This is a genomic window from Pseudoalteromonas sp. 2CM32C, from assembly GCF_023161925.1.
GTDB lineage: Bacteria > Pseudomonadota > Gammaproteobacteria > Enterobacterales > Alteromonadaceae > Pseudoalteromonas > Pseudoalteromonas marina.
This window is the reverse complement of record NZ_JALNTI010000006.1, coordinates 108,036-121,187: the sequence shown is the minus strand read 5'-3', so window position 1 is coordinate 121,187 and position 13,152 is coordinate 108,036. Positions and strand designations below refer to the sequence as shown.

The 13,152-nt window shown below is 39.4% G+C and carries 10 protein-coding genes and 3 pseudogenes; 4 read left to right on the top strand and 9 right to left on the bottom strand.

Features of this window, described 5'->3' with window-relative positions:
• Positions 1 to 572: 572 nt before the first annotated feature.
• The 8 genes and pseudogenes from MTF67_RS12570 to galU all read right to left on the bottom strand — a co-directional run bounded on the left by MTF67_RS12570 (position 573) and on the right by galU (position 7,446).
• A complete protein-coding gene (locus MTF67_RS12570) occupies positions 573 to 1,280 on the bottom strand; it encodes a VpsP family polysaccharide biosynthesis protein (protein ID WP_039037187.1) in 708 nt (235 codons plus the stop codon).
• A complete protein-coding gene (locus tag MTF67_RS12565; RefSeq protein ID WP_039037188.1) occupies positions 1,273 to 2,001 on the bottom strand; it encodes a CpsB/CapC family capsule biosynthesis tyrosine phosphatase in 729 nt (242 codons plus the stop codon). Before MTF67_RS12565 ends, MTF67_RS12570 begins: the two co-directional genes overlap by 8 nt.
• A gap of 11 nt (positions 2,002 to 2,012) precedes the next feature.
• Entirely contained in the window at positions 2,013 to 4,211 is a 2,199-nt protein-coding gene (locus tag MTF67_RS12560; RefSeq protein WP_039037189.1) for a polysaccharide biosynthesis tyrosine autokinase, read from the bottom strand.
• Positions 4,212 to 4,233: 22 nt separating this feature from the next.
• Positions 4,234 to 4,758 carry a polysaccharide biosynthesis/export family protein gene (locus MTF67_RS12555; RefSeq protein ID WP_039037190.1) on the bottom strand — a complete coding sequence of 175 codons (525 nt, stop codon included), beginning with the start codon at positions 4,756 to 4,758 and terminating at the stop codon, positions 4,234 to 4,236.
• Positions 4,758 to 5,972, bottom strand: coding sequence for an outer membrane beta-barrel protein (locus tag MTF67_RS12550; RefSeq protein ID WP_248519689.1), 1,215 nt, complete (start codon positions 5,970 to 5,972; stop codon positions 4,758 to 4,760). Before MTF67_RS12550 ends, MTF67_RS12555 begins: the two co-directional genes overlap by 1 nt.
• Positions 5,956 to 6,290: pseudogene (locus MTF67_RS12545) on the bottom strand (sugar transferase); the annotation flags it as partial. The pseudogene MTF67_RS12545 and the gene MTF67_RS12550, both read right to left, overlap by 17 nt.
• Positions 6,291 to 6,321: 31 nt before the next feature.
• A pseudogene (locus MTF67_RS12540) lies at positions 6,322 to 6,435 on the bottom strand (sulfate adenylyltransferase small subunit); the annotation flags it as partial.
• Positions 6,436 to 6,558: 123 nt separating this feature from the next.
• Positions 6,559 to 7,446, bottom strand: coding sequence for a UTP--glucose-1-phosphate uridylyltransferase GalU (galU, locus tag MTF67_RS12535; protein WP_248519688.1), 888 nt, complete (start codon positions 7,444 to 7,446; stop codon positions 6,559 to 6,561).
• 300 nt (positions 7,447 to 7,746) lie between these two features.
• Here galU and MTF67_RS12530 point away from each other — a divergent pair, with 300 nt between their 5' ends.
• From MTF67_RS12530 to MTF67_RS12515, 4 genes are all read left to right on the top strand, one after another.
• Entirely contained in the window at positions 7,747 to 8,445 is a 699-nt protein-coding gene (locus MTF67_RS12530) for a transglutaminase-like cysteine peptidase (RefSeq protein ID WP_248519687.1), read from the top strand.
• A complete protein-coding gene (locus tag MTF67_RS12525) occupies positions 8,429 to 10,432 on the top strand; it encodes an EAL domain-containing protein (RefSeq protein ID WP_248519686.1) in 2,004 nt (667 codons plus the stop codon). Before MTF67_RS12530 ends, MTF67_RS12525 begins: the two co-directional genes overlap by 17 nt.
• Before the next feature lie 22 nt (positions 10,433 to 10,454).
• Complete coding sequence (locus tag MTF67_RS12520) at positions 10,455 to 11,003, top strand: hypothetical protein (protein ID WP_039037195.1); 549 nt, start codon at positions 10,455 to 10,457, stop codon at positions 11,001 to 11,003.
• A gap of 247 nt (positions 11,004 to 11,250) precedes the next feature.
• The gene (locus MTF67_RS12515; protein ID WP_248519685.1) at positions 11,251 to 12,561 is read left to right on the top strand and encodes an O-antigen ligase family protein; all 1,311 of its coding nucleotides are present in this window, start codon (positions 11,251 to 11,253) and stop codon (positions 12,559 to 12,561) included.
• A gap of 213 nt (positions 12,562 to 12,774) precedes the next feature.
• Here the strand turns inward: MTF67_RS12515 and MTF67_RS12510 are convergent.
• Positions 12,775 to 13,146: pseudogene (locus tag MTF67_RS12510) on the bottom strand (integrase core domain-containing protein); the annotation flags it as partial.
• Between the last annotated feature and the right edge of the window lie 6 nt (positions 13,147 to 13,152).

The window sequence follows — 13,152 nt, the reverse complement described above, 5'->3', positions numbered from 1 at the left end:
TGTAATTTTAAGAGCTTTGACTATACTTAAAACACTTTCAACTTCTCCCTATGAATTAGAAAGTTTTTAGTTAGCGCAAGGCTCAAAAGAGCCCGTTATAGCCCAGAGTTTCCCTAAATCACTCTGGGCATTTTTTTGCGCTTTTGAATATACATATTAAAAATCAAATAAAAATTCATAAATAGATTAATAAAATCATAAGCTTAGATAAGTTATAAAACAACAAACTTATAGAATACAGTATTAGTAATGTCTTCTCATTTGCTTCTAATTTTGTTCTCTTTGAGCAATCACGTTTAGTCAATTTTTCACAAAGAGGTTAAAAGACGCTTCGCTTTAGAGAAGTGATCAAATGATAAAGTAAGGAAAACATTATTAGTGTCTTAATGTCTTCTCATTTACTTCTCTTCGTGCAAATGATCTTTTAATAAGAAGCTGCGCTTCTAACGTTAACAAGCTCTAAGTCTGCAAGTAATTACAAGCAATTTAGCTTTAATTTCGGGGGTATGGTTTTAGATTTAATAACTGATGTTTGTAATCTGACACCTAAAATCTTTTCCTAAAAACAAAACCTATTTACACTGTTTTTTAAACATCCAGCTGTTTCTGACCGCCTCAAAATGAGCGCCAAATTTAAGCGACAAACATAAAATAGGCAAAGCATCTACCTGCTTAGCAATATCGAACGCACGAGAAAACTTATGCCCGTGCTTAGCCGCCAATTTTAGCTCGTTTACATACAACGCTTTATATTTTGGAGGGAGTTGTTGCCAGTTCATTAGCGCTATTTCTATAGCGCCTAAATGCACCTCAATTTTATACGGGCCAACACGCTTAGCTTGCTGAATATAATCGTACACCCGATCGGTTGGGCCATTTTGGTAACTCACTACCTTTGCCAACGCAATCCAGGTTTCGGACCAGGTTTCACGAAGCGCTACCGACTTTAATAATAACTGCTCTATTTGCTGGTAACTTGCAGCTATATCATCTGGCTGGTTTGTACTAACCGCTAACTTAAGCAACTTTACATGCGCCATTAACTGCAAATAATGCGGATGGATTGGGTCGAGCGAGCTTGCCAAACTTATAGCGTCGTCAGCTAAGTTAAGCTGCTGTATATCAATATTATTACCCGTAATTTCCTGCAGAGTATTTTTTGCATTAAAGTACCACGCATTAGCGCGCATACTTTGTAAACTGGTATAACAAATAGCCAGTGTAATAAGTGTCAACACTAAAACATTAACGTATTTAAACACCTTGCTAGTATTACTCATTAAATAAAGACGCCGTTAAATTAAGCGGGTTAGTTACAAACAATGCTTCAGCCTGCTCGGCTCCAATTAAATCGCTAACAATTCTTTTTGCTTTACTTAAAATAGGCGGCCTCCGTTTAACCGAATGGGTATCACTTGCAACGTAAGTCACCAATCCATTTTTAAGCATATCAAGGCTAATAGCTTGTGCTTGTTCGCCCCACTCGCCTTCAATGCTAGAGGCCGTTAACTGAAATTCACAACCCAATTGCTTTAAGCGCTCTATGTAAAAAGGCTTAGCTTGTATATCGCGGTTGCGCTCAGGATGCGGAATAATCGTTTTAATATTTTGTTTAGCCAACCAATTAATAAACTTATCAAACCCTTGCGGTACATGCGAATGCGGTAGCTCAAGTAACATATAATTAGCGCCATTTACATTGCCAATAAACGGCAGCTTTTTGCTCATTACCAAGGTCATAAGCTCTACATCTAGCCTAACTTCTGCGGCTACTGCTAGCTGTATATTAATATTGGCATCATGCGCGGCGTGTTTTAATTTAGCTAGGTCGTCGTAAATGTGCGAAGCCGCATTATTAAAGCGGCCTAAATGAATGTGCGGTGTGGCAACCATGTGGGTTATACCATCGGCCTGCGCCATTGTTAAAAGCGCTAAAGATTCTGTTAAGTCTTTAGCACCATCGTCAAGCTCAGGTAATATGTGGGAATGTATATCTATCATAATAACGTTATTTACGACTGTTCAGATTCTTGAGTGTAATCGTAATAGTCGTAGTAGCCATAATTATGTTCTTCTTTCGACTTGGTTATATCTACTTGGTTAACAACAACCCCAGCAATATGCGCCTTTGACTCAAACAAACGCTCAATACCTGCTTTAGTAGTTTTAATACGTGTTAAATCTGCTTTAACTACATAAATAACCGAGTCAGTATTTTGAGCAATAACGAGTGCGTCACTCACCGCTTGAGTAGGCGGCGTATCTATAATTATATGGTCGTAAGTACTTTTTAAGCTAACCAGTAACTCATTAAAACGGTTGCTCGACAGTAACTCTAAAGGGTTTCCCGGTATTTGCCCACTAGACATAATAGTCACGCCCGACTGCTCGTCAATATGCGTACATTCTCTTAATTGCTCAGTACCTACAATTAGGTTACTTAATCCTGGATGAAATACCGGTATATCAAAGCGTTTTGCAATACTGGGTTTACGCAAATCAGCGTCAATAAGTAACACTTTACCCATTTGCGCAAGCGACATTGCTAAGTTGGTAGAGGTTGTCGTTTTACCTTCACCTGGCGAGCTTGAGGTAACTGCAATTACTTTGTGCTCACGGTCAAGCTGGGTTAACAACAAACTGGTACGAAACGTACGTACCGACTCTGCAAAACGCCTGTAATGCTCGTCGAAATAGGCATGTATACCAAATGTGCTATTTTTAGGCACTTTTACAAACGGCAGTATACCTAACATGCGTTGGGCTAATTTATTTTCCACGTCGTTTTTATTTTTAACCGTGTCGTTAAGTGCATCAAACACAAAGCTCATTACCACTGAAAAACCAAAGCTTGCTATAAACGCCAATACTACAATAAGTATTTTGTTAGGTTTACTTGGGTCCTTTGGTGCGTATGCGCGGTCGGTAAAACGTGCCGCTGCCGAGCTAAAGTCACTAGTTACTTCGGTTTCGCGCGAGCGTGATAAAAACGTATTAAATATATTACGGTTAGTTTCTACTTCGCGTTTAAGCTGGTTGTAGGCGGTTTCTTTACGCGTGATCTCTTGATATTCTGCACGTATTTTAACTAAATCGGCCTCAAGTGCACTAACTGTACGGGTAATACGGTTAAGCTCTTTTTCAATACCAGTAATCAGCCCTTTAATTTGCTTGTTTAAGTTACTTTTAACGGTAGCCAGCTCAGCCTTTGCCGATATTATTTTAGGGTGCTTAGGGCCGTAAACTTCGCTTAATTCACTTACTTTACGCTCAACTAAAATAACTTCGCGTTTTACATCTTGCACCACTTTGTGCGATGTGATTTCAGGCATACTGCCTAAAAGCTCTAAATTATTATTACCGTATTCACTTATTACACGGTTAATACTTTGTAGATTATTTTTTTCGGTACGGGCAGTCACTAATTGCTCAGATGTTTGCTCCAGCTCTTGTGTTACAAGCCCTGCAATACCTTCAATATCAACTAGCTTTTGCGCTTCGCGGTAGGCTTGTAGTTTTTCTTCCGATTCGTCAAGTTGCACACGTAACTGAAATAAACGCGTATTTAACCAGCTAGACGCTTGCTGAGTAATGCCCATTTTTGCGCGCATTTGGCTTTCTATGTAAACCTCACCCACGGTGTTAGCCACTAAGGCCGCAAGCTTTGGATCGCTCGACTCAAAACTTATACTTACTAATTGTGTTTTACGGATAGGCGAAACCGACAGTCTTGCTTTAAATACCTCAAGCAAGCTAAGCATTTCTAAATCTTGTTGTTCTTGCTCTGTAAGTTGTAGCTTTTCGGTTTTGTTTAAAAAAGGAAATAACCCTTTAAAAAAACCGGTAGCTTCACCAATAAAAGAAGGCTTAGAGATAAAATCTGCATGAGCTTTTAAATCAAGCTTAGTAATTACCTCACGGGCTATACTGTCCGACTTCATAACCTCAAACTGAGTGAGATAGTATTCTTTTTTAGATGAATCGAGCCCGTAAACTTCATCAAAGCTTACCGCTTTGCTTTGCTCAGCCTCAATAAGTAATGTGGCGGTTGCGGTATAACGCTTTGTTAACGTTAAAGTTAACAAAATAGTTAACAATGTTACTATTAGCGAAAAACTTAAAATACTCCATTTATTACGTTTAATAACATTTAAATAAGCGCTTAAATCTATTACTTCTTCGCTTTGTGAGTTTTCGTGTATTTGGTTCATTTATTACTGCCCTAACAATTGCTTAAAACAAGCGCTGTTCTATTTTTATTGTATCACCCGCTGCAATTTGGCTATTTAAATTACCTTTTTGTTGCTGCTGCTTTGTTTGCTCTTTAAATATGTATATTTTATCAAGGGACGCTCGCTCGGTTAAACCACCAGCAAGCGCCACTGCTTGGTTTACTGTCATCGCGGGTTGGTACGGGTATGCGCCAGGGCTTTTAACTTCGCCATGTATATAAAACGGGCGGTATTCAGTCACTTGTACATATACGTTTGGGTTTACTAGGTAGCCGGGCTTTAAGCCTTGGGTAATTAGGTTTTCAACTTGCGTAGTGCTTAAACCAGCCAATTTAATTTTACCTAAAAACGGGTAACTTACTTCACCGCTATTACCTAAAAGTGCAGTAACCTCTAGGTCGGGCTGGCCAAATACTTTTATTTCAACCTTATCGCCCGCACCTAAAACGTAATCTTGCGCAGCATGCACAAGATTACCCATTACTAAATTTATAAATAAACCAGTAATAAAAATACCAAATTTCATTAATTAGCCTTTAGTGCAAATGTAAAGTTAATACCTACAACCATACGGTCAAATTTTAGCGCGTCTTGCGTAGAGTCTTTATCTATAAAGTCAACATAGGTCGAAACCATACCAAAACTGTTTGTGGTATAACTTACTGCAAAGTTAGCATTGCTTGTTTTGTCTTTTCGGCCAATTTCACCTACGTATTTTTCGTCGGTGTACGACACGCCAGCACTTGTGCTTAATTGGTCGTTCCAGTCGTGTGTCCAGGTTGCGCGGTATACACTTTCACGTATATAATCGCCTTCAACTAGCGGGTCTTTTGCGGCGCGGCTGGTAGTAAAGTCAACAAACGAGTAGCTAAGTGGTTGCCATGTAACGCCCGCTTCCCAACTAAGTCCGCTAAAGTTTTCGCGCTGCTCTGTGGCAAAATCCTTTTTTTGGTAACCTAATTTTACCGAGCCCGATGTAAGAGCCGTTGCATCCCACTCCATACCAAGCAATACCTTCACGTCGTCTGAGTCACGGCTTAAACCATTAGCGTCAATAACATCGTAACGGTAGTCTTCTTGTTTTAGCTCTAAAAAGGTACGCGTAGCCGCTTGAGTATTGTAGTAACCAACAATACCAAGCGTGGTTCTGTCGTAATCACGAAATTGCGAAATAGCCCTAAAGTTTTGGTATTTTTTATTAAAAAAACCACCCAAAAATGCTATTTGTGCCTTTGAGCTTTCGGCGCCAAATTCATAACGGCCATTTATACTTTGCTGTTGGTATTCAACTAGCTCGTTTACGGCATCGCCTAGGCCTTCGGTTAAACCGCTACCGCGTGGTTCAAACAACCAATCGGCTGTGGCATTAAAGTCAAGCCTGTGCTTGCTAGTAAACTCGTTATGGGTTGCAGCACTTAAATTAACTTGCGTAAAGTTATCGGCGCTGTCTTTATTATGCAAACTTGTGCTGGTTGCAATGTTAACATTGTAATAGTTAACGCCGTCTTCTATTAGTGCGTCAACATTTGGGGCAATAGTCCAAATTAAACGCGACTCTTCATCGGTTGGGGTACTAAAAAAGTTATCGTTACTGCTAATACCGGTTGTTAATGTGGGTGTTATTTGTGCGCCATCTTTAGTCATAACACTTCCCGGGTTCAGCTCTGCCATTGCGGGTGTTGCTACTCCCATACCTGCAACTAATAGTAAACCTTTCACGGGGTTAGTAAGCGTTTGCATTTTTAAATCCCTTAAATATTGTTAAAAAATGATTTTTATATCAAACCATAACGACAAGTGCTTAATATAATGTGCATCGTACTCTACACGTTTAGTAATTATGATTAAGGTGTCGGTTTAGCCCCGCCACCCATTAATTTGTGCCCAGCCTGTAATACCTAGTTTTGCTTTATGCCTAAGCATATAAAAGTCGACCTTCTTACGGTATTCCTCGTTATGGGCCACCTCATGCGGGCGTGGCCCAACAATCGACATATAGCCTTTTAATACATTTAAAAACTTTAGTAGCTTTTATATGCTAGTGAGGGGTATAAAGCCTTAATGAATAAGTTAAGCATTAATGCTATTTTTTACCCACAGAGCACATTATTACTGTGTTATCAAATCCTGCTGCTACTTCTTTTATTGCATGAATTGACTCAGCCTCTAATTGCTTTAAATGAGTAACTCTTGCTTGTAACATTTTCATTTTATCTCTCGCCATGCTTCAACGTATATTAAGTAGGTGTTATATAGTTCACTGTCACCAGCTATAAATTTTGAGTTTATATGATTTACACACGTATAAAGTTTAAACGCCAGTTTATTAAAGCATTTGCTTTAGTTGCTTATTAAACTCATCACCCATATGGCTTGATTGCATTGCATATTCTACATTTGCCAGCATATAGCCTAATTTTGAGCCACAATCGTGCGACTTACCTTTTAGGTGGTAAGCTTCGAGCGTTTCGAGGTGGCGTAGTTGCAGTAATGCATCGGTAAGTTGTATTTCGCCGCCTGCACCCGGTGGTGTGTATTCGAGTAAGTCCCAAATAGTGGGTGATACAACATAACGCCCTGTTATGGCTAGATTGCTTGGTGCTTCATCGTTATTTGGTTTTTCGACCATATTTTTAATGGTGGCGTTTTCGCCTGCGCTTATGTTTTTACCTGCTAGGTCTACCACGCCGTACTGGTATACTTTGGCTTGTGGTACGGGCTCGACCATTACTTGGTTGTGGCCTGTTTGATCAAACCGTTTGATCATTTGGCTTAAGTTATCGGTTTTTGGATTTGACTTGTATTTGTCGATTATTACGTCGGGTAGCATTACAGCAAACGGGTTGTTGCCTACTATAGGTTTAGCAGCAAGCACTGCGTGGCCTAAACCTAATGGTGCCGATTGGCGAACCGAAATGACAGTTACGTCTTTTGGTACTATTGAACGCACCTCCTCTAGTAGGCTGCGTTTTACGCGTGCCTCTAGTGTGGCTTCTAGCTCAAAGCTGGTGTCAAAATGGTTTTCGATGGAGTTTTTAGATGCGTGAGTAACCAGTACTATTTCTTTTATGCCTGCGGCTACTGCTTCGTTAACTACGTATTGAATTAAGGGTTTGTCTACCAGAGGGAGCATTTCTTTTGGAATGGCTTTTGTGGCTGGCAACATACGTGTGCCCAAACCTGCAACGGGAAGTACAGCTTTTAAAACTTTCAATTTAATTCCTTTTGAATTTTTTATTCAATTATAAAATCACAAAGGAGAAGCAAAAGCTCAAATCCTTTTAACGTACTCCACATACCGTGTGAACTTCCATTATACACAACACAATTATGTACTCAACTATAAAAGCATCCTTTAACACTGCTTTTTGTTAATTTTTTGTTTCGCGAAAGTAGATAACAATCGCCATACTGTAGTGTTAAGTAATGCTTTTTACTTATCTACCTTTTTTGCTGTAGTAATACTATACTTGTTCTGGCTGTATATTAGGGATTATTAACTAAAGGAACGTATGTGCGCTTAAGTGTTTGCATTTTAATTGTTATGTCGTTTTGTGTGTACGCGCAAGATGCACTTATGCATTTACGTAACAGCGATATACTAAACCGTGCACAACAACATTACGGCGACGAAGGCTACGCCCGTATTAAAAATTGGCTCAGCTTTATTGATAGCAGCCAAGGTAAAACCGAGTGGCAACAAATACACTTAGTTAACGACTTTTTTAATAAACACATACAATATCAAACCGACGACGACCTATGGCAAAAAAAAGATTACTGGGCCACCCCGCTCGAAAGCTTAGGCGTTGGTATGGGCGACTGTGAAGACTACGTAATAGCCAAATACTTTACGCTAATTGCACTGGGCATACCGGAAGATAAAATACGGTTAATGTATGTAAGGCAAAAAACAGTAAACCAGCCGCACATGGTATTAATTTATTTTGAAGAGCCTAACCAAATACCGCTTGTGTTAGGTAATTTTAATACTAAACTTTTACCCGCTAATAAACGGTCCGATTTAAAACCTATATACAGCTTTAACGGCCAAGGTTTATGGCTAGCTAAAGCAAAAGGGTTAGGTAATAAAGTAAAAAATAGCCGTGGTGTGTCGGCCTGGAACACCATGCTACAACGAATAGAACACGGTGAGCTTGCACCCACCAACAGTAACATTAAAGGAACTAGTAGTTATGTATCGACCTTTTAAAAATGGACTTAGTTTAAAAACCCAAGTGTATGGGTTAATTATTTTAATTTCGGTTATTTCGTTTTTTGTACGTGTAGTTACCGACGTACAAACCACCCGCCACTATTTGCAAACCCAAATGGGCAGCCACGCGCAAGACACCGCCACAAGTTTGGGGCTTTCTATTTCGCCCTACCTAGACGACGAAAACTTAATGATTGCCCAAACCATGGCCACGGCTATTTTTGATAGTGGCTATTATAAGCAAATTAAATTTACCGACATGCAAAGTAATGTGGTATTTGAGCTTACTAACCCTAAACGGGTTGAGTCGGTACCTGGGTGGTTTATTAATGCGGTAGAGCTTAACGCCCCCACTATGAGCAGCGAGCTTAATAATGGCTGGGTTATGGCAGGCACACTTAATGTAACTAGCCATGCTGGGCAGTCGTACTTAACGCTTTGGGAGCACACTAAACGCAGCTTTTACGGATCGTTTTTATTACTTGCGGGATCGCTTGCGGTTGCGTTTTTAATTTTAGGCACGGTGTTTAGGCCGTTAAAAGCCGTAGAACACCAAGCACAATTGGTTACGCGTAAACGCTTTACCTTAAACCAGCAAATACCAGTTGCACGCGAGCTACGTACAGTAACTAAAGCAATAAACAATATGGTTATTAATTTACAAAGCACGTTTGACTCGTTAACTAAGCAAACCCAAACCCTCACCGAAGAAGTATACATAGACCCACTTACTGGGCTTGGTAATCGTCGGTCGTTTGAAAACCATTTTAGCTCAGTGGTTGATACAATAACTGAAGATGCGCCAATAACCGCAATGATGATCACCCTGCCTTCGCTTACTAATATTAACCAAACCGTTAGCTACCAAGACGGCGACGAACACGTTTACGATGTAAGCACTACTTTGCAAAATATATTAAACGAGTTAACTAACACTAAACTTTTTAAGCTTAATGGCAGTACGTTTATAGCACTGGCCCCGTTTGATGTACCATTTTTAAATAAAACCAAACTAGACATTAACGATGCTTTTAGCCAAAAGAAAAACAGCTTACATGTAAACGGGTTTGCTAACTTATCGCTTGTGAGTGTTGAAAAAGGCTCGAGCTTAGGGAGTGTGCTTTCGGCGCTTGATACCGGTTGTACCATTGGCGAAACCGCAGCTACCAATAAAGTAGATAAAGACACCCTATTTAGTGTTAAACAATGGCGTGCGCTAATTCAGTCGATTATTGATTCGGGCGAGGTGAGTTTTTCGGTGCAGGCTGTTAAGCAAGCTAACTCAGAGCACCAGCAGTGCTATTTTGAGGTGTTTGCACACTTTATACACGAAGGTGGAAAGGTAAATAACGGCCATTTATTTGCTATGGCCGAAAAACTTAATTTAACCGAAGAGCTCGACAAAAAAATAATACGCAATTTTGTAAACGTTAAAGAGCAATATCCAAAAGATGTGTTTGCTCTTAATTTAAGTAAAGCCGCGTTATATTCTACCGATTTTATAGAGTGGCTTACGCTTTACGCGACTACTAAACCTATTTTAAAAACTAACTTATTGTTTGAGCTACACGAAATAAGCTTACTTTATAATGTGCATGTAGCCAGTTTACATATAGATGCCATTAAAGATATTGGTATTAATGTTTGTGTAGAGCATTTTGGTACTAGTTTAACGTCGTTTAGGTACTTACAAGGCTTAGATATTGAATTTGTAAAAATTGACGGCAGCTACATACAAGACCTGCTAGATAACACCCAAAGCCAATTTTTTATTCAAACGGTAAATAATATTTGCCACGGTTTTGGTATTAAAGTTTTAGCCTGTTTAATTGAAAAACCTGAGACTTTAAAAGCACTTGAAAAACTGGGCTGCGATGGCGTACAAGGCAATTTAATAATGCCGCCTTCGCAAATAGTAAAAACTAATAATGGCGTAAATAAAGAGTTTACTTTTTGCCCTAATACGCTAAGATTTTGTAATTAGACACTCAACCATGGGACGAGACATGAAAAAACTAATTTTAGCTGGCTTAATTGCTGGTGCCACTGCAGTGGTTACATTACCTGTATATGCACAAGCAGACAGCGCTGGCCTTGTTAGCGTATTAAATAATGCGACTGCAGATACTTCGCCAGAGCAACTTCAAGCAGACTTACTTGCTGCTATTGAAGCTGCTTGTAGTGATTGTTCTGCTGAAGACGTAGAAGCGTTAATTAACGATGCAGTTGCTGCTGTAGGCGCAGATAGCCCGTTAGTTGCTGATGTACTAGGCGCAATGAGTGCTGCTGGTATTGATAGCGATACGCTTACATTAGCTGCTGTAACTGCTGGTGTTGATGCAACGACTGCTTCTGAAGCAACGGCTGCAGGCCCTAATGGTAATAATGCAAATCCAAATGCACCAGGCCAAACTCCTGGTGATAATGCTGCACCAAATAATAATGCTAACCCAAATGCACGTTCACGTGTGCCTGGTTTTGTTAGCTTACCAACACCTCCGGGTGCTGGCGGTAATGGCGGCGACGATGGTATTTCTGAAGAAACTGGTAACTAAAACTAGTTTGTAATTTAAAAACGCAGCCAATTGGCTGCGTTTTTTTGTTATGTGTACTACACAAATATGCAATAATGCGAAATATACAAGTTTTGAGTTATTAAAAGACAGATATCAGTTAAGTAAATATGTGTTAAACATTAGTGGTTAGATGATATTTTTCAGAAGTTAGTTAAAATACAAAAGTTAGAAGTTAGAAATCAGTTTTTAGGTTAAGTATTAGTAACAAGCGTTTATAGGGAAATTAGTGAATCGTTTAATTTTTGTATTGTTGTGTGGCATTTTATTTTTACTCCCTTTACCTTTAGGCAGTTACCGACCTTGGGCCATACTTGCTATGGGCCTTTTAATTAGCGCTACGTTTATAACGCACTTAATTTACGGTGCTATAAATAACAACCAACCTTTGTACCCTCCTTTGTATTCGTGGCCTGTATTTGCGGCGCTTGGTGTTGTTGTTGCGGTGTGCGCCGTGCAAATGTTTACGGTAAGCGTTGACCCTTTTCAAACCAAACAAATGCTATTAAAAACCAGCTTTATGATTTTGTTTTGCTGGCTTATTTTTATTTACTGTAATAGCGCTGCGCGCATTAAAAAACTAATTTACGCGGTTATATGTGCAGGGGTTTTTCAGGCACTTTATGCTAGTTACTTAAATTTATCGCCCGATATAGTTAGCCCTATTTTTGGCTATAAACATACCGACCGGGCCATTGGTACATTTACGTATTCTAACTTTTTAGCTAACTATTTGGCGCTGTGTTTATGTTTAGGTATAGGTGTATTGGTAAGCGAGTTAAAGCGTAATAACGGTAAAGGTAAAAACACGTTAAAACAAACTCTTAGAGCTTGGGCCGAAATACTTTTAAGCTCTAAAATAGTGTTGCGTATTTCGTTAATAATTATAATTGTGGCGCTTATTTTAACCCGCAGCCGCATGGGTAACTCGGCCTTTTTTATTGCGTTAATGGTGGTAAGCTTTTTGGCGCTGTTTGTTTATAACAATAAACCTAAGGCGTTTAAATTATTAATAGTGAGCTTTTTTATCATTGATTTGATTATTATTGGCGCTATCTTTGATGTTGAAAAAGTAAAACAGCGTATTAGTGAAACAAGCATTGCGTCTGAAACTCGCGACGAGGTGGTTCGCGACTCTATACCGCTTATTTTAGATAAGCTTTTATTGGGCTCGGGCGGCGGTACGTTTTACACGGCGTTCCCTGCGTATCAGTCGGAGCCTTATTCAGGCTATTACGACAACGCCCATAACGATTATATTCAATTTGCTGTAGAGCTGGGTATACCTGCTACAGCGGCACTTGGTTTGTTGGTTTTGTATTGTTTGTGGTTGTGTGTGGCAACTATGCGCAAGCGCAAAACTGCGTTGTTTCAGGGTGTGGCTTTTGGCTGTGCTATTGCGATTATTGATATGTTATTGCATTCGTCGGTAGATTATTCGCTCCAAGCTGGTGCAAACTCTATGCTGTTTATGGTTATTTTATGTTTGGCGATTTTGAGTAATAAAATAGTCGTTAAACGTGTACGCAGTTTTAAATAGGTATTTTTAGTTTTAAGTTTTTAGAAATGTTTTATTTAGGTAAGTAGCAATATATCTAAATAATTAAACCAACACTGTGTGTTGCTAAGTGCTTATGTCACCACCGAGCAGTGAATGAGAAGTGATTCAAGGGCTGGTAAATATTTATGGGTTTAACTTTGTTTTTCTCTGTGTAGCGCCAGCGGAATTTTTCAAGTTAGTTGTCGCATCAAGCTAAATTTTATGCCGCCCGCACTTCTCTTTTTTCTCTGGATTCAAATTTACTTCATTGATGATTGTCAAATTTCGAGACTTTCCTGACCAACGACTTGGATTCTGTAATTTCGCAATTTCATTAACCCGATGACGCTTCGCCAGGATCACTTTGTCTAAGCCTAAATGACGCTGATTTGGCGTGACAATCCTAATACCGGTGTGCAAGTGCTCATCGTTGTACCAATCTACAAATCCGTTAACCCAGTTCCTTGCGCTAGCGATGTCTTCGAAGGCTTTTTCTGGATATTCTGGACGATACTTTGATGTTTTAAATCATGACTCAAAATACGGATTATCGTTACTCACAGATGGTCGGCTAAATGAATGGACATCCCA